At 72.0% G+C, this 23,897-nt stretch carries 21 protein-coding genes and 1 riboswitch; of the genes, 9 read left to right on the top strand and 12 right to left on the bottom strand.

Translation table 11 applies throughout. The features are described 5' to 3' along the window. Nucleotides 1-78 precede the first annotated feature (78 nt). A complete protein-coding gene (locus ACWD2L_RS12460) occupies nt 79-1,179 on the bottom strand; it encodes a pyridoxal-phosphate-dependent aminotransferase family protein (protein WP_351343111.1) in 1,101 nt (366 codons plus the stop codon). Nucleotides 1,180-1,254: 75 nt separating this feature from the next. On the opposite strand from ACWD2L_RS12460, the gene ACWD2L_RS12455 reads away from it, so the two are divergent. Beyond that, nucleotides 1,255-2,349 carry an amidohydrolase family protein gene (locus ACWD2L_RS12455; protein WP_351343115.1) on the top strand — a complete coding sequence of 365 codons (1,095 nt, stop codon included), beginning with the start codon at nt 1,255-1,257 and terminating at the stop codon, nt 2,347-2,349. A gap of 263 nt (nt 2,350-2,612) precedes the next feature. Next, on the top strand, nt 2,613-3,542 hold the full coding sequence (locus tag ACWD2L_RS12450) for an SCO1860 family LAETG-anchored protein (protein ID WP_351343116.1): 930 nt from the start codon (nt 2,613-2,615) through the stop codon (nt 3,540-3,542). Between the two features lie 268 nt (nt 3,543-3,810). Here the strand turns inward: ACWD2L_RS12450 and cobC are convergent, their stop codons facing one another. Both cobC and ACWD2L_RS12440 read right to left on the bottom strand, forming a co-directional pair. After that, the gene (cobC, locus tag ACWD2L_RS12445) at nt 3,811-5,262 is read right to left on the bottom strand and encodes an Rv2231c family pyridoxal phosphate-dependent protein CobC (RefSeq protein WP_451189452.1); all 1,452 of its coding nucleotides are present in this window, start codon (nt 5,260-5,262) and stop codon (nt 3,811-3,813) included. An 84-nt stretch (nt 5,263-5,346) separates the two neighbouring features. After that, nucleotides 5,347-5,763, bottom strand: a complete 417-nt coding sequence (locus ACWD2L_RS12440; RefSeq protein WP_451189449.1) for a cobalamin biosynthesis protein — start codon at nt 5,761-5,763, stop codon at nt 5,347-5,349. Nucleotides 5,764-5,769: 6 nt separating this feature from the next. Between ACWD2L_RS12440 and ACWD2L_RS12435 the strand changes: the two genes are divergently transcribed. Then, nucleotides 5,770-6,504 (top strand): ZIP family metal transporter, encoded by a 735-nt coding sequence (locus tag ACWD2L_RS12435; RefSeq protein ID WP_351336542.1) that lies wholly within the window; start codon nt 5,770-5,772, stop codon nt 6,502-6,504. Nucleotides 6,505-6,509: 5 nt separating this feature from the next. Here the strand turns inward: ACWD2L_RS12435 and ACWD2L_RS12430 are convergent, their stop codons facing one another. From ACWD2L_RS12430 to ACWD2L_RS12395, 8 genes are all read right to left on the bottom strand, one after another. Then, nucleotides 6,510-7,925 carry a cobyrinate a,c-diamide synthase gene (locus tag ACWD2L_RS12430; RefSeq protein WP_451189445.1) on the bottom strand — a complete coding sequence of 472 codons (1,416 nt, stop codon included), beginning with the start codon at nt 7,923-7,925 and terminating at the stop codon, nt 6,510-6,512. After that, the gene (gene cobO / locus ACWD2L_RS12425) at nt 7,919-8,518 is read right to left on the bottom strand and encodes a cob(I)yrinic acid a,c-diamide adenosyltransferase (RefSeq protein WP_351336537.1); all 600 of its coding nucleotides are present in this window, start codon (nt 8,516-8,518) and stop codon (nt 7,919-7,921) included. The genes ACWD2L_RS12430 and cobO overlap by 7 nt, the downstream gene beginning before the upstream one ends. Continuing rightward, the gene (locus ACWD2L_RS12420; protein ID WP_351336535.1) at nt 8,519-10,627 is read right to left on the bottom strand and encodes a putative cobaltochelatase; all 2,109 of its coding nucleotides are present in this window, start codon (nt 10,625-10,627) and stop codon (nt 8,519-8,521) included. Nucleotides 10,628-10,760: 133 nt separating this feature from the next. After that, on the bottom strand, nt 10,761-12,296 hold the full coding sequence (locus ACWD2L_RS12415) for a cobyric acid synthase (protein ID WP_351336533.1): 1,536 nt from the start codon (nt 12,294-12,296) through the stop codon (nt 10,761-10,763). Then, nucleotides 12,293-13,255, bottom strand: a complete 963-nt coding sequence (locus ACWD2L_RS12410; RefSeq protein WP_351336531.1) for a cobalamin biosynthesis protein — start codon at nt 13,253-13,255, stop codon at nt 12,293-12,295. Before ACWD2L_RS12410 ends, ACWD2L_RS12415 begins: the two co-directional genes overlap by 4 nt. 38 nt (nt 13,256-13,293) lie before the next feature. Then, nucleotides 13,294-13,441, bottom strand: a riboswitch (cobalamin riboswitch). An 85-nt stretch (nt 13,442-13,526) separates the two neighbouring features. Further along, nucleotides 13,527-13,748, bottom strand: coding sequence for a hypothetical protein (locus tag ACWD2L_RS12405; protein WP_351336529.1), 222 nt, complete (start codon nt 13,746-13,748; stop codon nt 13,527-13,529). Between the two features lie 33 nt (nt 13,749-13,781). Further along, nucleotides 13,782-15,074 (bottom strand): inorganic phosphate transporter, encoded by a 1,293-nt coding sequence (locus ACWD2L_RS12400; RefSeq protein ID WP_351336526.1) that lies wholly within the window; start codon nt 15,072-15,074, stop codon nt 13,782-13,784. 203 nt (nt 15,075-15,277) lie between these two features. Further along, nucleotides 15,278-16,027, bottom strand: coding sequence for a lysozyme (locus ACWD2L_RS12395; protein ID WP_351336524.1), 750 nt, complete (start codon nt 16,025-16,027; stop codon nt 15,278-15,280). A gap of 201 nt (nt 16,028-16,228) precedes the next feature. Between ACWD2L_RS12395 and ACWD2L_RS12390 the strand changes: the two genes are divergently transcribed. From ACWD2L_RS12390 to ACWD2L_RS12380, 3 genes are all read left to right on the top strand, one after another. After that, complete coding sequence (locus tag ACWD2L_RS12390) at nt 16,229-16,900, top strand: class II aldolase/adducin family protein (RefSeq protein ID WP_351336522.1); 672 nt, start codon at nt 16,229-16,231, stop codon at nt 16,898-16,900. A gap of 48 nt (nt 16,901-16,948) precedes the next feature. Beyond that, entirely contained in the window at nt 16,949-18,076 is a 1,128-nt protein-coding gene (locus ACWD2L_RS12385) for an alpha/beta hydrolase (RefSeq protein WP_351336520.1), read from the top strand. 68 nt (nt 18,077-18,144) lie between these two features. Further along, a complete protein-coding gene (locus ACWD2L_RS12380) occupies nt 18,145-19,536 on the top strand; it encodes a hypothetical protein (RefSeq protein ID WP_351336517.1) in 1,392 nt (463 codons plus the stop codon). An 18-nt stretch (nt 19,537-19,554) separates the two neighbouring features. Here ACWD2L_RS12380 and ypfJ read toward each other — a convergent pair whose 3' ends face one another. Beyond that, entirely contained in the window at nt 19,555-20,442 is an 888-nt protein-coding gene (gene ypfJ / locus ACWD2L_RS12375) for a KPN_02809 family neutral zinc metallopeptidase (protein ID WP_351336556.1), read from the bottom strand. Between the two features lie 223 nt (nt 20,443-20,665). On the opposite strand from ypfJ, the gene ACWD2L_RS12370 reads away from it, so the two are divergent. The 3 genes from ACWD2L_RS12370 to ACWD2L_RS12360 all read left to right on the top strand — a co-directional run bounded on the left by ACWD2L_RS12370 (nt 20,666) and on the right by ACWD2L_RS12360 (nt 23,790). Then, nucleotides 20,666-22,264 (top strand): ABC-F family ATP-binding cassette domain-containing protein, encoded by a 1,599-nt coding sequence (locus ACWD2L_RS12370; RefSeq protein WP_351336514.1) that lies wholly within the window; start codon nt 20,666-20,668, stop codon nt 22,262-22,264. A 394-nt stretch (nt 22,265-22,658) separates the two neighbouring features. Then, the gene (locus ACWD2L_RS12365; RefSeq protein WP_009337982.1) at nt 22,659-22,880 is read left to right on the top strand and encodes a helix-turn-helix domain-containing protein; all 222 of its coding nucleotides are present in this window, start codon (nt 22,659-22,661) and stop codon (nt 22,878-22,880) included. 118 nt (nt 22,881-22,998) lie between these two features. After that, on the top strand, nt 22,999-23,790 hold the full coding sequence (locus tag ACWD2L_RS12360; RefSeq protein WP_351336512.1) for an enoyl-CoA hydratase/isomerase family protein: 792 nt from the start codon (nt 22,999-23,001) through the stop codon (nt 23,788-23,790). Nucleotides 23,791-23,897 lie beyond the last annotated feature (107 nt).

The following is a 23,897-nucleotide window of genomic DNA, read 5'->3' as shown; positions in this document are numbered from 1 at the left end:
CTTGGATAAAAACAAAGGCGCCGCCCCGAAAAGGGACGGCGCCTACGGTCGAGTGCGCCGGTTCATGCGCCGGGGCGCTTATTCCCAGGCGGCCGCGACCGCCTTTCGCGCCCCTTCCAGGTCCACCTCGAAGCCGGCCTCCGCGAGCGCCCCGCCGAGCGCGGCGAGCGAGGACTGCACGACGCCGCGGGTCGCCTGCGGACCGTAGTGGTTGACGCGGATCATCTCCTGCGCGAGCGAGCCGCCCCCCGCGACCAGCGGAAGGACCGGGTCCACCGCCAGTGCCCGCGCCACCAGCTCACGGGCGTCCGTACCGGCGGGCGCGCGAAGTGTAGTGGCGACAGGGGCGGCGTCGCGGGCTTCGTGGACGTATGGCTCAAGTCCACCGCCCAGCGCGAGCGTTCCGGCGCGGGTGGCGGCGGCGGCCGATGCGTGCCGCGCCATCAGGGCGTCCAGGTCCTCACCCTCGATGCGCTCCACACACGCCTCCAGGGCGAGCATCTCCAACTGGGCGGGCGCGTGCAGCAGCGCCTTGCGCCCGCCGTCCACCCACCGCTGCTTCCAGTCGAGGAGCGAGAGGTAGGAGTGGCGCGGCGCGTTCGGGTTGGCGGCCATCCGCTCCCAGGCCCGCGCGCTCACGGAGACGGCCGAGACGCCGGCCGGGCCGCCCATCGCCTTCTGCGCGCCGATCACGCACAGGTCCACGCCCCACGCGTCGGGGAGCACCGGCTCGGCGGCGATCGACGCGACGGCGTCCAGGTAGAACAACGCGCCGTGCCTGCTCACCACTTCACCGATCTCGGCGACCGGATTGGTGTTCCCGGTCGCGGCCTCCGCGTGCACCAGCGATACGAAGTCGATCTCCGGGTGCTCGGCGAGCGCCTGCCCGACCTGCTCGGCGGTGACAGCCGTGTGGAAGGGCACCGCGAGGTCGTGCACCGTGGCGCCGCAGTCACGCAGCCAGTCGCCGAAGGTCTGCCCGTACGGACCGGTGATCACGTTCAGCGCCACCGTGCCGGGGCTCGCGGCCCCGCGGATCGCGCCCTCCAGCGGAAGCAGCGCCTCGCCCTGCATGATCACGACATCCTGCGAGGTGTCCATCAGCCGGGCCACCCGGTCCTCGATGGAGGCGAAGTGCTCGGCGCTCAACGGGGTCAGGTCGAGAAACGGATGCGTCACGGTGGTGCTCTCTTCGCTCACGGGTTCGTACGGGTGCCGGTGTCGAGCGTACCGACCGCCTCATAGGCTGCGCGCATGAGTATGGGCGGGGTACTGCACGTGAAGGGCCGGGTCCTCGTCGGGCCCGACGACGTACGCGACGAACTGTGGGTGGTCGACGGCCGGATCGCATACGAACGACCGGTGACGGCGGGCCTCGACGTCACCACCGTCGAGGGCTGGGCGCTGCCAGGCCTCGTCGACGCGCACTGCCACGTCGGGCTCGGCACGCACGGCCCCGTCGACGCCGAGACCGCGGAGAAGCAGGCCCTGACCGACCGCGACCACGGCACGCTGCTGCTGCGCGACGCGGGCTCGCCCTCCGACACCCGCTGGGTCGACGACCGCGAGGACCTGCCGCGCATCATCCGCGCCGGCCGGCACATCGCCCGCACTCGCCGTTACATTCGCAATTTCGCGCACGAGATCGAGCCCGAGGAACTCGTCGCGTACGTCGCCCAGGAGGCGCGGCGCGGCGACGGCTGGGTCAAGCTCGTCGGCGACTGGATCGACCGGGCGACGGGCGACCTCGGCGCCTGCTGGCCGCGCGAGGCCGTCGAGGCGGCGATCGCCGAGGCGCACCGCCTCGGCGCCCGCGTCACGGCCCACTGCTTCGCGGAGGACTCGCTGCGCGACCTCGTCGAGGCAGGCATCGACTGCATCGAGCACGCCACGGGACTGACCGACGACACCATCCCGCTGTTCGCGGAGCGCGGTGTCGCGATCGTCCCGACCCTCGTCAACATCGCCACGTTCCCGCAGCTCGCGGCGGGCGGCGAGAGCAAGTTCCCCGAGTGGTCCGCGCACATGCGGCGCCTCTACGACCGCCGCTACGACACCGTCCGCAACGCCTACGACGCCGGGATCCCGGTCTACGTCGGCACGGACGCGGGCGGCTCCCTCGCGCACGGCCTGGTGGCGGGCGAGGTCGAGGAGCTGGTGAAGGCCGGCATCCCGCCCGTCGAGGCGCTCTCGGCGACGGCGTGGGGCGCGCGCTCCTGGCTCGGCCGCCCCGCCCTTGAGGAGGGCGCGTCCGCGGACCTCGTGGTCTACGGGGCGGATCCGCGCGAGGACGTACGGGTGCTGGCGGCGCCGCGCAGGATCGTGCTGCGGGGCACCGTGGTGGGCTGAGCGGGTTGACGCGGCGGCGGGACCGGTGGGACGTACGGGCCACGTGATCTACGTGATTCGAAGGCGTGCACGGAAACGCCACTTTGGAGTGAACTCGATGAACGTGGCCGCCCGTTCACTCTCAGTGCGTAAAGATTCCCTTACCGATGACCACTCGAGACGGTTCCGTCCCGTTCCGTCTCGTTCAGTCTGTTTCCGTCCCGGCCCGTTCCGTGCAGTCCCGTCACGCACGGTCCCGGCTCGTACTTGGGGGTCCCACCGCCATGCCCAGCTCCACCCTGCGCACACCCGCCCGCCGCCTCGCCGCGACCGCGGCCGTCACCGCGCTCGCCCTCGGCCCCACCGTGCTCGCGACCGCGGGCCCAGCCGCGGCCACCGAGCACAGCGGCGGCAAGGCCGGAGCCGTCGTGCTCCGCACCGGACTCGACGTATCGCTCCTCAACAAGACCGTGAACGTCCCGCTCAAGGTCTCGCTGAACGAGGTGCAGGCGCCCAAGAGCGCCGACAAGACCGCGCTGACCGCGACGTTGGACGGGGTCGACGACGGGCAGCCGTTCAGCGTGCTGCGCGCGGACGTGGCGAAGGCGAAGGCGACGGTCGAGGGTGCGAAGGCGGAGGGCTTCACGCAGCTCGCCCACGCCAAGGTCCACGTCCCCGGCCTGCCGCTGCTCTCCCTCATCGAGGTCGACCAGGTCACGTCCAAGGCGCTGTGCGTGGCGGGCGAGAAGCCGGTCGCCGAATCGAACCTGCTGGGCGGCGTCACCATCCTCGGCAAGAAGACCACGCTGTCGACCGGCGGCACGACGTCCATCAAGATCCCCGAGGTCGGCGAGGTGACGCTCGGCCTCTCCAACCGCTCCAGGACGGACACCACGGCCGCGGCCTCCGCCCTTCAACTCAAGGTCCACGTCAACCCGTTGAACCTCAACGTCGCCGAGGTCGACGGCGAGGTCACGCTCGCGGAGGCCACGTGCGAGACGCCGAAGGCGGTTGCGCCCGCGCCGAAGCCCCAGGGTGAGCAGGCCGACGCCCCCGTCCAGAAGACACAGCCGCAGTCCCAGCCGCAGCCGCGGGACCTCGCGGAGACGGGCGGCGACGAGTCGACGCCGTACATCGCGGGCGGGGCGATTGTGCTGTTGCTGGCGGGCGGCGCCGGAGTGGCGCTGGCGCGCCGGGGCCGGGGCCGGGCGTAACTGTTCGCGGGCCGCGAGCACTTCAAGCCCCTGCGGTGCGGGCCGGCAAATCAGGCCCCTGCGGTGCGGGCCGGCAAATCAAGCCCCTGCGGTCGGGTGGGCAAATCAAGCCCCTGCGGCGATTGAGCAGCGGGGTATGGGGCAGAGCCCCAATCTTTTGAGCCCCCGCGGCGCCGGGGCTTCGGGGCTCCGCCCCGGCCCTCGCTGCTCAATCGCCGCAGGGGCTTAAAACGCACACCCGCACCGCGGCGCTTGATGGCCCCGGCGGCTACCCGGCGGTGCGCAACACCCCGGCCAACGCCGCGACGAAACTGTCGCTCGTGGAACGGTCCCGCACCGCGACCCGCACCCAGTCCGCCCCCAGCCCGGGAAACGTGTCACCGCGCCGCACCGCGAACCCGGCCGAACGCAACCGCTCCCGCACCACACCCGCCCCCGGTACCCGCACCAGCACGAACGGCCCCTCCGCCGCCCCGGCCACGGAAACCCCGTACGGGCCCAACCCCCGGAGCAGCCCCACCAAATACCCCCGGTCCGCCGCAACGGCGTCCGCCGCATCCGCCGCCTCCGCGGCACCCCTCGCCGACACACACGCCTGCGCAGCGACGAGCGCGGGCGAGGACACCGGCCACAACGGCTGTGCCCGCTCCAGCTCCGCCACCACCTCCGGCTCCGCCACCACGTACCCGACCCGCAACCCCGCCAGGCCCCACGTCTTCGTCAGGCTCCGCAGCACCACGAGCCCCGGCACATCCGTCCGCCCGGCCAGCGACTCCCGCTCGCCCTGCACCGCGTCCATGAACGCCTCGTCGACCACCAGGAACCGCCCCGGCCGCGCCAACTGCCGCAGCACATCCGCCGGATGCAGCACCGATGTCGGGTTCGTCGGGTTCCCCACGACCACCAGATCCGCGTCGTGCGGTACGAGCGCCGGATCGAGCCGGAACCCGTCCGACGCCCGCAGCAGCACCCGCCCCACCGCATGCCCGGCGTCCTCCAACGCGGCCTCCGGCTCGGTGAACTGCGGGTGCACGACGACGGGCCTGCGCACCCGCAGCGCCCGCGCGAGCAGCACGAACGCCTCCGCCGCACCGGCCGTGAGCAGCACCCGCTCCACCGGCACCCCGTGGTGCGCCGCCACCGCGGCCCGCGCGGCCCGCCCGTCCGGATACGCCGCGAGCCCGTCCAGTGACCCGGCGATGTGCTCCCGCAGCCAGGACGGCGGCGTGCCCGTGCGCACGTTCACCGCGAGATCCGTCAACTTCTCGCCGTCGTCGCGGACTTCGGCGTCCCCGTGGTGCCGCAGATCGGGCCCACCGACCGGCCCCGCCACGACTGGGGCGGCCGCGCACCGCACGTCGACCTCGGGATGGGCCGCGGCCCACCCCACGGCCTGCGTGTGGCACCGCTCCGACAGCAGGGCCCCGTAGGGCAGCACGACGACCCGCCGCGCGCCGAGCGCCGCGCACCGGTCGAGCCCCGCCGGCACGTCGGGCGCCGCCGACACATACGCCGGTTCCACGCCCGCGTAGCCGCTGCCCTCCCACAACATCCGTGCGGCGGCGGCGAGTTCGGCGTTGACCGCGGAGTCGGCCGAGCCGTCCCCGACGAGCAGCACGGTCACATCGGCCCGGTCGCGCGGTCTGCGGGGGCCGCCGCTCAGAACGTCGTCGAGCCGTTGCTCCAGGGCGGCGAGCAGGGCCGGGGGAGGGGTGCGCATGGGGACGGGCTCCTTGCGGGAGATCGAGAGGGGGATCCAGGAATCCGGGGGGGACAGAGAGCGGCGGCGAAGCCGGGCCGGTCCCTACCCGGGCCGTGCCACCGCACACGTCACCCGCCCCGGACCCCCGCCCGCCCCGGCCGACGCCCGCTTCGGGACGAGCAGTTCACCACCGCGTACGAGCGCGGCGGCCTCGGCTACCGAAGGGGTGCCCACGGCGGCGCGGGCCCGCGCGGACGGATGCGGCACGGGCACGGCGGCGAGCCGCTCGGCGTCGTACGTCTCCAGCGGCACGCCCAGCGCCCGCGCCGCCGCGACGATGCCGGGCTCCCGGCCCTTCGTGTCGACCGTCGCGAGCGCCAGGACGTCCGTCGCGCCCGCCTGGGCCAGCACGGCCCGGACGAGCCCGAGCACTTCGTCCGCCGAGACCCCGGACCGGGCGCCGACACCGACGACGACACCGCGCAGGATGTGCGGGGAGGCCCCCGGATGGGTTAGCAAGGGGCCATGGCCGTGATCGTGGCGCTGAGCGCCTTCCTGATGACTTTGGTCGGCGGCTGGACCGCGCAGCGGGTCACCGACCGGCGCCACCTGGTGCTCGGCCTCGCCGGTGGCCTGATGCTCGGCGTGGTCGGCCTCGACCTGCTGCCCGAGGCCCTGGAGGCGGCGGGCAGCGAGGTGCACGGGGTGCCGGCGGCGCTGCTGCTGTTCGTGGCCGGGTTCCTCGGGGCGCACATCATGGAACACCTGCTGGCCCGCCGCCAGGCCGCCCACGGGGCGGAGGAGGGGGCGTCGGGCGGCCGGGCCCCCGAGGTGGGGCTCACGGCGGCGTCCGCGATGGTCGGGCACAGCCTGATGGACGGCATGGCGATCGGCGCGGCCTTCCAGATCGGCGGCGGCATGGGCGCGGCCGTGGCGGTCGCCGTGGTCGCCCACGACTTCGCCGACGGCTTCAACACGTACACGATCACCCGGCTCTACGGGAACGCCCGCCGCAAGGCGTTGATCATGCTGTTCGCGGACGCCGCGGCTCCGGTGGTGGGCGCCGCGTCCACGCTCCTGTTCACCATTCCGGAGCAATTGCTCGGCGGCTATCTCGGCTTCTTCGGCGGCGTGCTGCTCTACCTGGCCGCCGCCGAGATCCTCCCGGAGGCCCACCACGAGCACCCGGCCCGGTCGACGCTGCTGTGCACCGTCGCGGGGGTGGCCTTCATCTGGCTCGTGGTGGGCATCGCGGGCTGACCCGTTCACCGTGCGCCGCTCCACTGGACCAGGCGGTGCGCGATGTCCGGCCGCGCCGCCCAGTGCGTGTGCAGATAGCTGGCGTGCACACCGCCCTGCACGAAGCCCTCGACGCGCCGCGTCGGCAGCCGCATGCCCCACGCGGGCGTGGGCCCCGCGCCCGGCTCCAGCATGGTCCGGTGGAACTCGTGACCGCGCAGCCGGGCCCCGGCGGGGGCGAGCACGCTGTCGGTGACGGCGACGGCGTCGCGGTAGCCGAGGGTCAGCCGGCCGGACATCTCCGCGTCCGCGTCGAGCACCCCGCACATCGGCCGCCCGTCGAGCGAACGGGACAGGTACAGCAGCCCCGCGCACTCGGCGACCACCGGGGCGCCGGACCTGGCCAGTTCGGCCACGGCCTTGCGGAGCCGTTCGTTGGCCGACAGCTCGGGGGCGTAGACCTCGGGGAAGCCGCCACCGATGACGACCGCCGCCGTGCCCTCCGGAAGGGTTTCGTCGTGCAACGGATCGAACGCCACGACCTCGGCACCCGCCGCCCGCAACAACTCCGTGTGCTCGGCATACGAGAACGTGAACGCGGCGCCACCAGCAACCGCGACAACAGATCCAGCCCCGCCGGCGTTTGAGGCGCGGGGTCCGGGGCGGAGCCCCGAGACGTCAACCCCGCTCGGGCCAGGACTCCACGCCTCCGTCAAAAGCGGCGGCGCGCTACGGGCCAGCCCCAACAACCCCTCCAGGTCACACCCTTCCCGCACCATCGCGGCCGAGGCCCCCACAGAGTCCACCGCCTCCGTGCTCCGCTCGGCCACCGGGACCAACCCCAGATGCCGAGACGGCGTAGCCACCCGCGGAGTCCGCCGCAACGCCCCGTACACCGGAACCCCGACCTCCTCCATGGCCTCGCGCAACAACTCCTCGTGCCGGTCGGAGCCCACCTTGTTGAGGATGACGCCCGCGAGCCGCACCTCGGGGTCGAACGAGGCGAAGCCATGCACGAGCGCCGCCACCGACCGCGACTGCGACGACGCGTCGACGACGAGCACGACAGGCGCCTTCAGCAGCTTCGCGACATGCGCCGTCGAGGCCAGCTCACCCTCCCCCGACGCCCCGTCGAAGAGCCCCATCACACCTTCCACGACCGCGAGTTCACACCCCGCCGCCCCGTGCGCGAACAGCGGCGCGACCAGCTCGGGCCCACACATGTACGCGTCGAGGTTCCGCCCCGGCCGCCCGGTCGCGAGCGCGTGGTAGCCGGGGTCGATGTAGTCGGGCCCCACCTTGTGCGGCGACACGGCGAGCCCACGCTCGGCGAACGCCGCCATCAGCCCCGTCGCCACCGTCGTCTTGCCGGTCCCGGAGGCCGGCGCGGCGACGACCAGGCGGGGCACGTCCACGGGCCGCGTAGTCTGCGGACCTACCATTCGATGCCCCGCTGGCCCTTCTGGCCCTCGTCCATCGGATGCTTCACCTTCGACATGTCGGTGACGAGATCCGCGAACTCGACCAGCTTCTCAGGGGCGTTGCGGCCCGTGATGACCACATGCTGCTGCCCGGGACGGTTCCGCAGCGTCTCGACCACATCGTCGACGTCGATCCAGCCCCAGTGCATCGGATAGGCGAACTCGTCGAGCACGTACAGCTTGTACGTCTCGTCGGCCAGGTCCCGCTTGACCTGCTCCCAGCCCTCGCGCGCCTTCTCCTCGTTGTCGGCCTGGTCGTCGCGCTGCACCCACGACCAGCCCTCGCCCATCTTGTGCCAGGCCACGGTGCCGCCCTCGCCGCTCGCGCCGAGCGTCTTGAGCGCGTTCTCCTCGCCGACCTTCCACTTCGCCGACTTGACGAACTGGAACACCCCGATCGGCCAGCCCTGGTTCCAGGCACGCAGCGCGAGCCCGAACGCGGCCGTCGACTTGCCCTTTCCGATGCCCGTGTGCACGAACACCAGTGGGCGGTTGCGACGCTGACGTGTCGTCAGCCCGTCGTTCGGTACGACGCTCGGCTGTCCCTGCGGCATTTAAGCGGCCTTCCTGATGGTGTTCTGCGTTCCAGTGACGTCCTTCACGAGCCCGGCGATCGAATCCGCCCGCAGCTCGTCCAGCGTGACGGCGGTGCCGCCGAGCCGTCCTGCCAGCTCCCCGGCGAGCCCGAGCCGCACCATGCCGGTCTCGCAGTCGACGACGACGCTCGCCGTCCCCTCGGCGGCGTGCAGCCCGGCCGCACGCCCCGCCAACTGCACCGGCTCCGGCCCACCCGTCGCCCGCCCGTCGGTCACGACGACCATCAGCGGGCGCCGCGCCGGATCCCGCAGCCGTTCCACACGCAGCACGTCGTGCGCCTTCAGCAGACCGGCCGCCAGCGGGGTGCGCCCTCCGGTCGGCAGCGACTCCAGGCGGCTCGCCGCCGCGTCCACGCTCGACGTGGGCGGCAGCGCGACCTCGGCCGCCGACTTCCGGAAGGTCACGAGCCCCACCTTGTCCCGTCGCTGGTACGCGTCGAGCAGCAGCGACAGCACGGCGCCCTTCACGGCGGTCATCCGCTGCCGCGCCGCCATCGACCCCGAGGCGTCGACCACGAACAGCACGAGGTTCCCCTCGCGCCCCTCGCGGGTCGCCTGCCGCAGATCGTCACGGCGTACGACGAGCCCCCGGCCCGAGCGGCCACGCGCCCGCTGGTGCGGGGCGGCGGCCTGCACGGTCGCCGCCAGGTGCAGCTTCGTCAGGGCGCCACGGGGCCGCGTCGCCCCCGTGGTGCGACCGTGCTCGGTACGCGCCCGCGACCGCCGCCCCGCCGCGCCCTCGCCGAGGCCGGGCACGCTCAACATCTTCGTACGAAAGGGCTCACCGGCCGCCACGGGCTTCTGCTCACGGGCTCCGCCACCGGCTGCCGGGGCGGCGGCGGGCTCCTCGGTCTCGGGGGAGTCCTCCCGGTTGTCACCGGCCGGGGCATCCTGCGGGTCCTGCGTTTCCTGCGGCGCGTCGTGAGGCCCGTCCTGCGGCGGCACACCACCACCGGGACCACCACCGTCGGGACCCCCGCCGGGCCCGTCCGGATCATCATCAGGGTCAGGGTCAGGGTCAGGGCCCGACTCCGGGTCCGGCTCCGGCTCGTCCTCGGGACCGAACTCGTCCAGCGTCTCGTCGAGCTTGTCCTCGTCGAGCCCCGGCGCGTCGAAGGGGTTCCGGCGCCTGCGGTGCGGGAGCGCGAGCAGCGCGGCCTGCCGCACGTCCTCCGCCAGCACGTCCTCACGCCCCGCCCAGGCGGCGAGCGCGGTGGCCGTGCGTGCCATCACGATGTCGGCGCGCATGCCGTCCACCTCGAAGGCCGCGCACGTCGCCGCGATCTGCGTCAACGCCCGGTCACCGAGCCGCACTTGGGGCAGCAGCTCACGCGCGGCGACGATCCGCTCCCGCACGTCGGCCTCTTCGTCGGCCCATGTGCCCGCGAACCCCTCGGGGTCGTCGTCATAGGCGAGCCGCCGCTTGACGACCGCCACCCGCTGCTCCGGCTCGCGCGACGCCGCAACCTCCACGGTCAGCCCGAACCGGTCGAGCAACTGCGGCCGCAGCTCGCCCTCTTCGGGGTTCATCGTCCCTACGAGAAGGAAACGCGCGGCATGCCGTACGGAGACACCCTCGCGCTCGACGTACGAGGCGCCCATGGCGGCGGCGTCGAGCAGCAGATCAACAAGGTGGTCATGCAGCAGATTGACTTCGTCCACATACAGAATCCCGCGATGCGCATCGGCGAGCAGCCCCGGCTCGAAGGCCTTCACGCCCTCGGAGAGCGCCCGCTCGATGTCGAGCGCGCCCACGAGCCGGTCCTCCGAGGCGCCGACCGGCAACTCGACCATCCGGGCGTCCCGTTGGTCGCCCGGGGCGTCGCCGTGCGGCCCGTCGGGACACCCCGGATCGGGCGCCGCCGGATCACACGAGAACCGGCACCCGGCGACGACGTCGACGCCCGGCATGAGCGCGGACAGCGCACGCACGGCGGTCGACTTGGCCGTCCCCTTCTCCCCCCGCACGAGCACACCCCCCACGGCGGGCGACACAGCATTCAACAACAACGCAAGCCGCAAATCGTCCTGCCCGACAACGGCAGTGAACGGAAAGGGAGTACTCATCGAAACCTGACCTCCACGATTAGGGGCGCGGGACTGTGCCTATATGCGGCTCCGCCGCGGGGCGCAATCTTTTGGGGGGCGAGGGGGCGCAGCCCCCAGGGACGGGACGGGAAGCGGCGGCGGGGGCGAAATCTCACGACGGCGCCCCGGGAGCCACAAACGGCAACCCCGCAGGGGCGCCCCCCTCAATCAACCGCCAGAGCGCACCCGTATCGGCATGCCGCTCAATCAAATCCCCCAGCCGATCAAGCTGCTCCTCCCGCAACGCCTCGAACGATGTATCCGCCGCCGGCACAAACCGCCTCCCGGCAGCCGCCGCCACCTCCCGCAAAAACGCCCGCCGAAACCCATCCGCCTCCAACGACCCATGCCAGTGCGTCCCCCACACGCCCTCGACCCGACACCCGTCCAAGAAGGCGTCTCCGCCCAGCACTTCGGCGACCCCGTGATGAATCTCGTACCCCTCGACGTACTCGCCGAGCGCCTCACCGGCCGGCCGCGCAAGCGTCTTCTCCGCCTCGAACCGCACACGTACGGGAAGCAGCCCGAGCCCATCGACGACCCCGGCCCGCGACTCCACCTCGTCCTCGATGGACTCGCCGAGCAACTGGAACCCGCCGCAGATACCGAGCACGGGCCGCCCCTCGGCCGCCCGCCGCCTCAAAGCCTCCGCAAGCCCTCGCTCCCGCAGCCACTCAAGCGCCCGCACCGTCCCACGTGTCCCCGGCACCACGACGAGGTCCGCGTCGACGAGCTCCTCGGCCCGGTCCACGAACCGCACCACGACACCCGGCTCGGCGGCCAACGCGTCCACATCGGTGAAGTTCGACATCAACGGCACCGCGCACACGGCGACCCGCAGCACGTCCTCGCCCACGGGCGGCGCCACGACGGACTCCCGTACGGCACCCCGAAGGGACACCCGAAGCCCGTCCTCCTCGTCGATGCCGAGGCCGTGCTGGAACGGCAGCACCCCGTAAGTGTCCCGCCCCGTAAGGGACTTGAGCATGTCGAGACCGGGCTCCAACAAGCTCACGTCACCCCGGAACTTGTTCACCAGATACCCGGCAAGAAGCTCCTGGTCCTCGGGAGCCAGCAGCGCGGTCGTCCCGAAGAACGAGGCGAAGACCCCACCCCGATCGATGTCGCCGACCACAAGCACCGGAAGCCGCGCGGCCCGCGCAAGCCCCATGTTCACGATGTCCGTCCGCCGCAGATTGATCTCCGCGGGCGAGCCCGCGCCCTCACAGATCACGGCGTCATGCGTGGCCCGCAGCTCCTCCAGACACCCGACCACGGTGTCGAGCAGCGCCGCCTGACGCCCCCCGTGATACCCCCGGGCACTCAACTCGCCGACAGGCTTGCCCATGAGCACGACCTGACTACTGCGATCGCTCCCCGGCTTGAGCAGCACCGGATTCATCAGCGCGCTCGGCTCCGCCCGCGCGGCCTGCGCCTGCATGGCCTGCGCCCGCCCGATCTCGGCACCCTCCCTGGTCACGAACGAGTTCAGGGACATGTTCTGCCCCTTGAACGGCGCGACCTTCACGCCCTGCCGCACCAGCCACCGGCAGATCCCGGCGGTGACGACACTCTTCCCGGCGTCGGAGGTCGTCCCGGCGACGAGCAGCCCGCCGCCTCGTCGAACACCGTCTCCACGCCCGCTCATCGCCGCACCCGCGCCCGTACCAGTCGCGCACCCACACAGACTCCCAACGCCAACAGAGACACCCGCCGTGACAGCCGCACGGCCCGATCCACATCACGTACCTCGACCGCACGCCCCGGCGCGTTCAGCACCGGCCGGTGCTCGACCCGCCCGCCGTACGCCAGGGTCCCGCCGAGCCGCACCCCGAGCGCGCCCGCGAAGGAGGACTCGACGACACCGGCGTTCGGGCTCGGATGCCGCCCGGCGTCCGCCCGCCACGCGTCCAGCGCCTCCCGGGGCCTGCCACCGGCGAGGACGGCGAGGACACCGGTCAGCCGGGCCCCCGGCCAGCCCGCCACGTCGTCGAGGCGGGCCGAGGCCCAGCCGAACCGCCGGTACTTCGCGGACTTGTGCCCGACCATCGCGTCGAGCGTGTTCACGGCGCGGAAGGCGACCAGGCCCGGCACTCCGCCGAGCGCGCCCCACACGAGCGCGCCCACGACCGCGTCGGAGGTGTTCTCGGCGACGGACTCGACGACACCGCGCGCGATCCCGTCGGCGTCGAGCCCCTGCGGATCACGGCCGCACAGCCGGGGCAGCAGCTCCCGCGCCAGCTCCACGTCTCCGGCATCGAGCGCGGACCCCACGCCGCGGGCCTCGCGGCCCAGCGAGGTGCCGCCGACGACGGCCCAGGTGGCGGCGGCCGTCAACGCGAGGGACGCGGCGGGGGAGCGGCGTACGACACGGGTCGCGGCGGCGGCGAGAGCGACGGCGCCTCCGGCACACACCACGGTGTGCAGGGCGCCCGCGCCACGGTGGTCACGCCACAGCCCGCGCTCGACGGCCCCGGCGGCGCGCCCGAATCCGGCGACGGGATGCCCACGGCGCGGATCGCCAAGAAGAAGGTCGGCGAAGATCCCGGCGGCGGCACCGCACGCATACACGCGCTCGCGCCGCCAGTTGCCGCGTGGGGCAAGCATGGCGGTAGGTGTCCTCACTCAGGGTGTCCACGCCCTGGTTCGACGAGACCGGCAGCGAGAGTTCCTGGCTCGCCCCTTCGAAGGAGGGGGCTCACAGTGGCGGGACCGCGCCGGATTCGCACCGGCTTCCTCAACTGCTGCCGTATATGGCGGGGGAAGTCCACCACGCTGCGAGTTGGCACGTCAACTTGCTGTTGAGGCGTACGCACGAAGGCGGGGCACGGGACGCCGAACGCCCCGCACCCCGCCCCCGAAGGGCCCTGATGTCGCCTCAGGCCACGATCAGATAGATCCCGTAGGCCACGGCCGCCGCGCACAGCGCGAAGCAGGCATACGCCCCTGATGTCGCGACCGCGGCCGAGCCACCGTCACGCGCCGCCGACTCCCGCTTGGAGAGGCCCACGATGCCGAGGGTGAACAGGCCGACGAGGGCCACGGTGACCACGAGAGAGACGCCGAACACGGAGCCGAGGGCCGCCCAGTCGATCTTCATTCCTGCCTGCTTCCTTCTGAGCTACAGCGCTGACTACAGCGTGGCGCCGGCGGGGCGCGCGGGATCGTTCACCGCTCCGGCCTTCGGCCGGTCGGTGATCTTCGCCTCGGACTCGGCCGACTCGACCGTGCCCGCGGGCGGCGGCGTGACCGAGGCGATCGCGGCGGTGACGACGCCCGGGGCTTCCTGCGCCTCCTGCGCTTCCTGCACGGGGGCGGCGTGCGGCTCGTCCGCCGTGACGTTGGTGTGGTCGACGGAGTTGCGACGCGAGAGCTTCCAAATGATCGCCGAGCCGGTCACGAGCAGCGCCGCGGTGAGGCCGATGCCCCACGCGCCCTGCTTGGTCAGGAACTCGGCGCCCGCGCCCACCAGGCCGGCGGCCGGCAGGGTCAGGCCCCACGCGATGAACATCCGGGTGGCGGTCGACCAGCGGACGACGCCGCCCTTGCGGCCGAGGCCCGCGCCCATCACACCGCCGGAGCAGACCTGCGTGGTGGAGAGCGAGAAACCCAGGTGCGAGGAGGCGAGGATCGCGGTCGCCGCACTGGTCTGCGCCGCGAAGCCCTGCTGCGGCGCGAGTTCGGTGAGGCCCTTGCCCATGGTGCGGATGATGCGCCAGCCGCCCAGGTACGTACCGAGGGCGATGGCCATACCGGCCGAGACGATGACCCACAGCGGCGGGTCGGCGTCGTGCCCGATGACGCCGCCGGTGATCAGCGCGAGGGTGATGATGCCCATCGTCTTCTGCGCGTCGTTCGTGCCGTGCGCGAGCGATACGAGCCCGGCGGAGGCGATCTGCCCGGCGCGGTACCCCTTCGCGGTCGCCTTCTGGTCCGTCTTCTTACTGATGCGGTACGTCAGGCGGGTGGCCAGCAACGAGGCGATACCGGCGACGAGCGGCGCGGCCACCGCGGGCAGCAGCACCTTGGTGACGACGGTCCCGCCGTTCACCGACGACCAGCCCATCGACATGACAGCGGCGCCGATGAGCCCGCCGAACAGCGCGTGCGACGAACTGGACGGCAGCCCGACCAGCCACGTCAGCAGATTCCAGAGGATGGCGCCCACCAGCGCCGCGAAGATGACCTCTGTCTTGAGGCCGTCCTCATTGATGATGCCGCCGGAGATGGTCTTCGCGACTTCGACGGAGAGGAACGCTCCGACGAGGTTCAGCACGGCGGACATGGCCACCGCCGCCTTCGGCTTGAGAGCGCCGGTCGAGATGGTCGTAGCCATCGCATTGGCGGTGTCGTGGAAACCGTTGGTGAAATCAAAAACCAGCGCGGTAACGATCACGATCGCAAGGAGCAGCGTGATGTGTTCCATTTACCCAGGCTTCGGTTGGACGTCAGTGGTTCTTGGAACGTAAAGAGCCCGAGTGAACGGAAGATGAACTGGGCCGGGCGCCCCGGTGACCTGATTCGGAGGGGTCTCGCTCCGCTTGCCTCGGGGCGGCGCCGCCGGTTCCGGTTCGAGGCGCCCTCGGCCCCGGAACCAGGGGCTCCGGGGCGCTTCGGACGGCCCTTCGACTAACCCCGCGCGAAGCGCTTGAGCTGGGTCATTGAGCCGTTGAAGAGATTCTGATCACCCGGGAGGCTGCCCTTGTCGTTGTACTGCCAGAACGTCCAGTAGGTCCAGCCCGCCGGGAGTGCGCCGGCGCTCCGGTCGTACCGGGCGAGCCACAACGCGTGGTTCGAGGCGAACGCCCCGCTGTTGCCGGTGCACTGCTTCCACCATCGCGCGTTGGTGTAGATGACGGGACGGCGTCCGGTCCTGCGTACGACCTCGTTGCTGAAGGACTTGACCCAGGACACCAGCGTCGACTTCCGCAGCCCGTAGCAGGGGTGCTTGCCCTTGCCGTACGGGTTGTACTCGATGTCGAGCGCGGGCGGCAGCGTCCAGCCGTCGCGCCGCCACGCCCCGCCGTTGCGCACGAAGTACGAGGCCTGTGTCTTCCCGGAGGACTTGTACGGCAGCGCGAAGTGGTAGGCGCCGCGGATGATGCCCGCGTTGCGGGCGCCCTTGTACTGCCGGGAGAAGTAGGGGTTGCGGTAGTTCGTCGACTCGGTCGCCTTGACGTAGGCGAACCGGGCGCCCTTGTTCTTCGCCTTCTGCCAGTTCACGTTCTTCTGGTGCGACGAGACGTCGTTCCCGCGTGGCTTGCCCGCGCCGTGGGCCGGCAGCTCCGCGAGCAGGGTGCCGCCGAGGGTCAGTGCGGCGACTGACGTGAGCGCGGCGGCGCGGTGGCGGCGTGGGGACGCTGTGCGGCTGAGAGCCATGATTACCCCCCGAAAGTGACGACGTGCATGACAAATCCCCAGGGAACTCCCAGAGATTAGCGGGAGATCATTAATTACCCGGCCAAGGTCGGCCAAATAACACATGAGTCTTATCAATCACCATATGGGGTATTCCGGAGGGTCGGGTTCCGTGCCGATCGCCACCTGTCACCACGTCAAACGGCTGACAGGATGCGCGCCATGACACAGCTTCAGGAACTCGGGGCGGCATGGCAGGACGTGGTGGCGACGGCCCGCCGGACAGTGGTCGACGGCCTGGTCGTCGGGACCTCGGGCAATGTCTCGGCGCGGGTCGGCGACACCGTGCTCGTGACCCCGACCGGCGTCCCGTACGAGGAACTCGGCCCGGACGATCTCGTCGCCGTGGGCCTCGACGGCGAGCGGCGGGCCGGCACCCTGAAGCCGACCAGCGAGCTCCCCATGCACCTCGCCGTCTACCGGCACACCGACGCCCGCGCCGTCGTGCACACCCACGCCGTGCACGCCACCGCGGTCTCCACGCTCGTGCCGGAACTCCCGCCCGTGCACTACATGACGGCGGCGCTCGGCGGCCCCGTCCGGGTCGCCCCTTATGCCACGTACGGAACCCGAGAGTTGGCCGAGAACATGCTGCTCGCGCTGGCCGACCGCACGGGATGTCTGCTCCAGAACCACGGAGCCCTCACTTACGGAAGCACCCTCGCCGCCGCCTACGACCGCACCGCCCAACTGGAGTGGATGTGCCGCCTGTGGCTCACCGCCCACTCGGTCCCCGGCCTGACCCCGTCGCTGCTGACCGGGGAGCAGCTGCGCGAGGTGGGGGAGCGGCTGAGCGGGTACGGGCAGCGGGGGTCGACCGAAACGTCACCCTGAATCGTCGTCCCACTGGCCGGGGCGGGCGCGGGCCCCGACACTGGACGGGTGCGCACCGCCAACGCGACGGCCGCTGCCGTCACCGCCGTCATAGGGGCCTCGGCCGCCGCCATCGCCGTGGGCCGGCTGGCCAGCGACGCCGCGCTCAAGGCGCCCGCAGGCCGCCCGCTGCCCACCGAGCCGAGACTCACCGTGCACGCCACCGCCGCGGGCCAGGTCACCCTGACCCGCGCCCTGGCCTCGCTGCGCCCCGGTACGTACGGGTTGCAGGGCGACGGGTACCACGCGGTGGTCGGACCGGTCGTCGAATCGGCCACGACCTCCGCCGACACCGTCGTACGCCGCCTGGAGCGGGTCACCCACGGCACCCTGGAACCCGGCGCCAAGGCCTGGCTCACGCCCCAGGTGCACATCGGTGACCCCAAGGCCGCGCTCGGCCTCGACCACGCGGACGTCGACGTGCCGGGTGAACTCGGCGCGCTGCCCGCCTGGTTCGTGCCCGGGACCCGGGACACGTGGGTGATCACCGTGCACGGCCTCGGCACCACCCGCGAACACCCCATGAACCTCATGGGGTTCCTGCACCACCACCAGTTCCCGGTGCTCGACCTCGCCTACCGCGGCGACCTCGGCGCGCCCCGCTCCCCGGACGGCCTCGGCCACCTCGGCGAGACGGAGTGGCGCGACCTCGACGCGGCGATCCGCTACGCCGTGCGGTACGGCGCCCGCGACGTCATCGTGCTCGGCTTCTCGACGGGCGCCGCGATGGCCCTGCACGCCGCCGCCCACTCGGCGCTGCGGGACCGCGTCAAGGGCCTGGTCCTGGACTCGCCGGTGCTCAGCTGGGAGACGACGCTGCGCGCCCTGGCCCGCGCCCGCCGCACCCCGGGCCCGCTGCTCCCGCTCGCGGTCCGCGCCGCTCAGGGGCGCACGGGCCTGAGCGGCGACCGCCTCGCGCAGGTCGCGGACCCCCGCGCCCTCAAGGTCCCCACGCTCCTGGTCCACGGCCCCGGCGACGAGGTCTCCCCGTGGGCGCTCTCCCGCCGCCTGGCGGACCGCCGCCCGGACCTGGTGACCCTCCACGAGGTGGACGAGGCCCCGCACAACGCGATGTGGAACGCGGACGCGAAGGGCTACGAGGAGGCGCTGAGAAGGTTCCTGACGCCGTTGATGTAGCCGTTGATGCAACGGCTCCGGCGGTCGCCCGTTTGGGAATTGGCGGGTCAACCGAGAGACTGCCCTTCGTGACGTCCCGTACCCCGCGCGACTCCCGGCTCCGACTCGTCAGCCCGCGCCGCCAGCCCCTGGCCGCCCCGACCCCGCGGCCGGTCGCCGCACGCCGTCCGGCACCCCGCCCACCGGAGGGCACGCCACCACCCGCCGAGCTCGCCCGCGCCGCGCGCCGCGACCTCGCCGCCGCCGTCCGCGTGGCCCGCTGGGCGGACACCAGGATCGGCCCCGGCAATGACATGGCGGCCCGCGACGGCAAGGGCACGCTCTCCGACGTGACCGCTCTGCGTGCCGCGGACGAGCTGGGGCTGACGGTCGATCAGGTCCGTGCGGACTGGGACACGGCCCGCCTCGCGGGACTCGTCGAGGTGCACGGAGCCAGTGCCCGGCCCGGCTGGCGGCTGCGTGCCTGGGACCGCGACGACACTGCCGTGCTGCGCGGCTGGGTCGCCCTGTTCGACGCCTGGTCGCTGGTCCACCCGGCGCCCGACGACCTGGGCCCCGCCGCGGTGGCCGAGGTCGTCGAGGCGGTGCCGCAGTTGCTGAGCTTCCTGCAGCTGATGGCGGACCGGGTCGCCGCGGCCCAGCTCCTGGACCTCCTCGACCAGCGCGTCACGGAACTGCGCACGGAACGCTGCGAAATCCCCTTCGGGCCCCAGCCGGAACCGACCTCTCCGCAGGACACCCCGCTCCTTCCGCTGCTTGAGTGGTCCCTGAGCGGTCTCGCCGCCGTGGGCGCGCTCACGTACGACGACGGGCACGCCGCGCTCACCCCGCTGGGCAGCTGGGCGGTGTGGGTCAAGCTGGAGCAGATCTGCGTCGCCGCCCAGTCCCCGGCCGGGAACATCGAGGTGTCCGCCGAGGACATGCTGCGCGGCTGCGCGCGGCTGCGCCCGAAGGCGGCGCGCGACGAGTACCGGGCCTGGCTCGCCGCCCGCGACATCGGCACCGCCGTCACCGACCTCCTCGACGCCGCCCGCGGCGAGGACGCCCTGCTGCGTGGCCTCGCCTTCGAGGCGCTGCGGGTCGTCGGCGCCCCCGCCGAGCCCGAGGTCCGCCGCGCCGCCGGCGACCCGCATCTGCGCCCCTACGCCCTGCTGTGGCTCGCCGAGTACGAGGGCGCCGACCCCGAGGACGTGCACACGGTGCTCAGCCGGGAGGAGGCGACGTGGCTGTGGGTGGACACCGCCGCGGCGGTCGCCGACCACGGCGAAGCTCCCCTCCTCGTACGGCACTTGGAGGCCGCGGTGCAGCCGACGGTGCCGGCGCTGATCGAGGAGGTGCGCGCGGTCGGGCACCCGCGCACGGTGCAGGTGCTCGTCGCGCTCGCGGCCGCGCACCCCGACCCGGCCCTCGCGAAGGCGGTCCGCAGGGCGGCCTTTCAGGTGCACACGGGCGGGGCGTAGGACGTCAGCGGCCCGTGCTCACCGGAAGGTGTTGCACTGGGCCATGTCGCCGCTCTCGAATCCCCGGTAGAACCACTGCTGGCGCTGCGCGGCCGAGCCGTGTGTCCACGTTTCCGGCGTCACCCGGCCCTGGTACCGCTCCTGGATCCGGTCGTCGCCGACCGCCGCCGCGGCGTCCAGGCCGTCGCGGATGTCCGCGTCGGTCAGGCTCGTGATCAGCGGCCTGCCGGTGGACTCGGTGGGCGTGCGCGTCGCGTGCCGCGCCCATACGCCCCCGTAGCAGTCCGCCTGCAGCTCGACCTTCACCGCGTTGCTGTTCTCGCCCGTACGCCCGTCCTGGGAGCGGGTCAGGGTGCCCATCAGGTTCTGCACGTGGTGTCCGTACTCGTGCGCCACGACGTACGCCTGCGCGAAGGGTCCGCCGCTCGAACCGAACTTCGTCCGCAGCTCGTCGAAGAAGCCGAGGTCGAGATAGACCCGCCGGTCGCCGGGGCAGTAGAAGGGGCCGACCGAAGAGGTCGCCGAGCCGCACGCGGTGGCGACCTGGTTGGTGAAGAACACCGTCGAGGCGGGCGTGTACGTGGCGCTTCTGCGCCCGAACTCCGCGCTCCAGAAATCCTGCACGCTGTTGACCACCGCGACCGTCCGGCAGTCCTGCCTGCTGTTCGCGTCCGAGCCCGTGCGGCACTGCTCCTGGACCTGCGCCTCGCTGGACATCTGCGCGGCCGGGGCACCGGTGGTCCCGTCGGAGAGCCCGAACTGGTCCGTGCCGAAGAGCAGCCCGAGGACGAGCGCGATGACCCCCGCGAAACCGCCCCCCATGGCCGCTCTCCCACCGGGAAGCCGGCTGCCGCGCACGTCCTGGACCTCGGAGGTGTCCAGACGCGCGTCGTCGTCGAACTGCATGCGCACCGCCTTCTCGCCGGTAATCGACCCCCTCATCCTGGTACGCCCCTGGTCAGCGGCGCCGGATCCGAGGGCCGAACGGGGGACGGGGCACGCCTGGGAAAAGCGTTTGCACGGCACCGGTAAACTGGTTCGTATGACGTTCCTTCTCTGGGTGCATTAGCGGCGCTGATTGGCCCCCGCCCTGTCAACCAGCCGTTAATCCTGTCCTGGAGTACTTCCCTTGATCACCGCATCCGGCATCGAACTGCGCGCGGGCGCGCGCATGCTCATCGAGAACGCCAACTTTCGTATCGCCAAGGGCGACCGCATCGGCCTGGTCGGCCGTAACGGAGCGGGCAAGACGACCCTCACGAAGTGCCTGGCCGGCGAGGGCATCCCGGCCGGCGGCACCATCAGCCGCTCCGGCGAGGTCGGCTACCTCCCGCAGGACCCGCGCACCGGCGACCTCGACGTGCTGGCCCGCGACCGCATCCTCTCGGCGCGCGGTCTGGACACCCTGATCCGCAAGATGCGCGAGAACGAGCAGCGCATCGCGACCGGCTCGGGCGCCACACAGGCCAAGGCCCTGCGGCAGTACGAGCGCCAGGAGACGGAGTTCCTCACCAAGGGCGGGTACGCCGCCGAGGCCGAGGCCGCCACCATCGCCGCCGCGCTGAACCTCCCCGACCGTGTGCTGGGCCAGCCCCTGCACACGCTCTCCGGCGGTCAGCGGCGCCGTATCGAGCTGGCCCGCATCCTCTTCTCGGACGCGGACACGTTGCTCCTCGACGAGCCCACGAACCACCTGGACGCGGACTCGATCGTCTGGCTGCGCGACTACCTCAAGACGTACAGCGGCGGCTTCATCGTGATCTCCCACGATGTCGAGCTGATGGAGACGGTCGTCAACAAGGTCTTCTACCTGGACGCCAACCGCTCCCAGATCGACGTCTACAACATGGGCTGGAAGCTTTACCAGCAGCAGCGCGAGGACGACGAGAAGCGCCGCAAGCGCGAGCGGCAGAACGCCGAGAAGAAGGCCTCCACGCTGCACGCGCAGGCCGACAAGATGCGCGCCAAGGCCACCAAGACGGTCGCCGCGCAGAACATGGCCAAGCGCGCCGACAAGCTCCTCGCCGGCCTCGAAGAGGTCCGCCAGTCCGACAAGGTCGCCAAGCTGCGCTTCCCCGAGCCCTCACCGTGCGGCAAGACGCCGCTCATGGCCGAGGGTCTGTCGAAGTCGTACGGCTCCCTGGAGATCTTCACGGACGTCGACCTGGCCATCGACAAGGGCTCGCGCGTCGTCATCCTCGGCCTCAACGGCGCGGGCAAGACGACCCTGCTCAAGCTCCTCGGCGGCGCGGAGAAGCCCGACACGGGGCAGGTCATCGAGGGCCACGGCCTCAAGCTCGGCTACTACGCGCAGGAGCACGAGACCCTCGACCCGGAGCGCACGGTCCTGGAGAACATGCGCTCCGCGGCCCCCGACCTGGACCTGATCCAGGTGCGCAAGACGCTCGGCTCGTTCCTGTTCTCGGGCGACGACGTCGACAAGCCGGCCGGGGTCCTCTCCGGCGGCGAGAAGACCCGCCTGGCGCTCGCCACGCTCGTCGTGTCGTCCGCGAACGTGCTGCTCCTCGACGAGCCCACGAACAACCTCGACCCGGCCAGCCGCGAGGAGATCCTCGGCGCGCTGCGCACCTACAAGGGCGCCGTCGTCCTCGTCACGCACGACGAGGGCGCGGTGGACGCCCTGCAGCCGGAGCGGATCATTCTGCTTCCGGACGGAATCGAGGACCTGTGGGGCCAGACGTACGCGGATCTCGTGGCACTCGCATGATCCATCCGGTGATCGGCTCGGTGATCCACTGGGTGGTCGACTCGGCGGTCACCGGCTGATCCATTGAATGATCCACTCCATCTGGATCATTCGGCCGATCCGTGATCCTTCATCTGGGTGAGATCGCCTCGTACCCAGGTGTGTCGTGCACGGAATTCGGGGCCGCGTCGTCCATGGCGCCCTTGCGGCGCCTGGGCCGTGGCTGACCTGCCACTTCTTTCGCGGAGGCGTTTTTCAGGGCCTCGAAACCTCGCCGGAATTCCGGATTCCACTCGTGTGGATCCCTGTCGCGCCCGCAATTGGGGGTCCATGGACCTTGCCGAATGGGTGGCCAGGAAGCCCGCAAGGGGTGATCATGGGAAATCCAGAGCGCACTTCCCACGAGGAGGCACGGGTGGCCGAGACTCTGAAGAAGGGCAGCCGGGTAACCGGCGCCGCGCGCGACAAGCTCGCGGCAGACCTGAAGAAAAAGTACGACTCCGGTGCGAGCATTCGGGCATTGGCCGAGGAGACCGGCCGCTCGTATGGGTTCGTGCATCGGATGCTGAGTGAATCCGGGGTCACGCTGCGGGGTCGCGGCGGGGCCACGCGAGGCAAGAAGGCCACGTCGGCCTGACCCTCGCAGGGTTCGTTCGGCTCACTGGGCTCCAACTGACCACCCGGTCGGTCCGCTGTCCGGCCGGGTGGTTACTGTGCAGTCACTTACGTACGGCTGCGCAGACCCGGAGGCCCAGATGAACCTGCCCGCACCGCTGCTCGACAAGGACGGCGTCCGGCTCACCGTCGACGATGCGATCGCCACGGTCAGCCTGACCAACCCGGACAAGCGCAACGTCCAGAGCCCCGCTCTGTGGCGGGCGTTGTGCGAGGCCGGGCGTACCCTGCCGGGGTCCGTGCGGGTCGTCGTGGTGCGCGGTGAGGGCAAGTCATTCTCCGCGGGCCTCGACCGTCGGGCCTTCACGCCCGAGGGCTTCGACGGCGAGCCGTCCTTCCTCGACCTGGCGCGCGGCGACGACGACGTCCTCGACGCGACGATCGCCGAGTACCAGGACGCGTTCACCTGGCTGCGGCGCAGCGACATCCTGTCCGTCGCCGCGGTACAGGGGCATGCCATCGGGGCCGGGTTCCAGCTCGCCCTCTCCTGCGATCTGCGCGTCGTCGCCGACGACGTGCAGTTCTCCATGCGCGAGACCAGCCTCGGCCTGGTGCCGGACCTGACGGGCACGCATCCGCTCGTCTCGCTGGTCGGCTACGCGCGCGCCCTCGAAATCTGCGTCACCGGGCGCTACGTCCACGCGGACGAGGCCGTACGCAGCGGCCTGGCCAACGTGTCGGTCCCCGCGGGCGAGCTCGCGGACGCGACGCAGGACCTGGTCGCGGCCCTCGTCGCCGCGCCCCGCGACGCCGTCATCGAGACGAAGGCCCTGCTCCAGGGTGCGGCCGACCGCACCCTTGACGCCCAGCGCACGGCAGAGCGAGCATCCCAGTCCCGCCGCCTCCGCGCCCTGGCGGGCATCGGCGACTGACGCCCGTCAGCGTTTCATTCCAGCCCGCCCGCCGTTTCATTCCAGCCCGTCCGGCGTTTGAGGACAGGGGGTCTGGGGGCGTAGCCCCCAGAGACGGGAAGGGAAGG

This window comes from Streptomyces sp. NPDC002754 (genome assembly GCF_053592315.1).
Note: the sequence above shows the minus strand (reverse complement) of the source record. Positions and strands in the feature narration are given on the sequence as shown.

What these genes read in the sequence shown, in the direction of transcription:
- ACWD2L_RS12455 (WP_351343115.1), top strand. Translation starts at nt 1,255, where the DNA reads ATGAGTATGGGCGGGGTACTGCACGTGAAGGGCCGGGTCCTCGTCGGG.
- ACWD2L_RS12450 (WP_351343116.1), top strand. Translation starts at nt 2,613, where the DNA reads ATGCCCAGCTCCACCCTGCGCACACCCGCCCGCCGCCTCGCCGCGACC.
- cobC (WP_451189452.1), bottom strand. Translation starts at nt 5,262, where the DNA reads ATGCGCACCCCTCCCCCGGCCCTGCTCGCCGCCCTGGAGCAACGGCTC.
- ACWD2L_RS12435 (WP_351336542.1), top strand. Translation starts at nt 5,770, where the DNA reads ATGGCCGTGATCGTGGCGCTGAGCGCCTTCCTGATGACTTTGGTCGGC.
- ACWD2L_RS12430 (WP_451189445.1), bottom strand. Translation starts at nt 7,925, where the DNA reads ATGGTAGGTCCGCAGACTACGCGGCCCGTGGACGTGCCCCGCCTGGTC.
- cobO (WP_351336537.1), bottom strand. Translation starts at nt 8,518, where the DNA reads ATGCCGCAGGGACAGCCGAGCGTCGTACCGAACGACGGGCTGACGACA.
- ACWD2L_RS12420 (WP_351336535.1), bottom strand. Translation starts at nt 10,627, where the DNA reads ATGAGTACTCCCTTTCCGTTCACTGCCGTTGTCGGGCAGGACGATTTG.
- ACWD2L_RS12415 (WP_351336533.1), bottom strand. Translation starts at nt 12,296, where the DNA reads ATGAGCGGGCGTGGAGACGGTGTTCGACGAGGCGGCGGGCTGCTCGTC.
- ACWD2L_RS12410 (WP_351336531.1), bottom strand. Translation starts at nt 13,255, where the DNA reads ATGCTTGCCCCACGCGGCAACTGGCGGCGCGAGCGCGTGTATGCGTGC.
- ACWD2L_RS12405 (WP_351336529.1), bottom strand. Translation starts at nt 13,748, where the DNA reads ATGAAGATCGACTGGGCGGCCCTCGGCTCCGTGTTCGGCGTCTCTCTC.
- ACWD2L_RS12400 (WP_351336526.1), bottom strand. Translation starts at nt 15,074, where the DNA reads ATGGAACACATCACGCTGCTCCTTGCGATCGTGATCGTTACCGCGCTG.
- ACWD2L_RS12395 (WP_351336524.1), bottom strand. Translation starts at nt 16,027, where the DNA reads ATGGCTCTCAGCCGCACAGCGTCCCCACGCCGCCACCGCGCCGCCGCG.
- ACWD2L_RS12390 (WP_351336522.1), top strand. Translation starts at nt 16,229, where the DNA reads ATGACACAGCTTCAGGAACTCGGGGCGGCATGGCAGGACGTGGTGGCG.
- ypfJ (WP_351336556.1), bottom strand. Translation starts at nt 20,442, where the DNA reads ATGCAGTTCGACGACGACGCGCGTCTGGACACCTCCGAGGTCCAGGAC.
- ACWD2L_RS12360 (WP_351336512.1), top strand. Translation starts at nt 22,999, where the DNA reads ATGAACCTGCCCGCACCGCTGCTCGACAAGGACGGCGTCCGGCTCACC.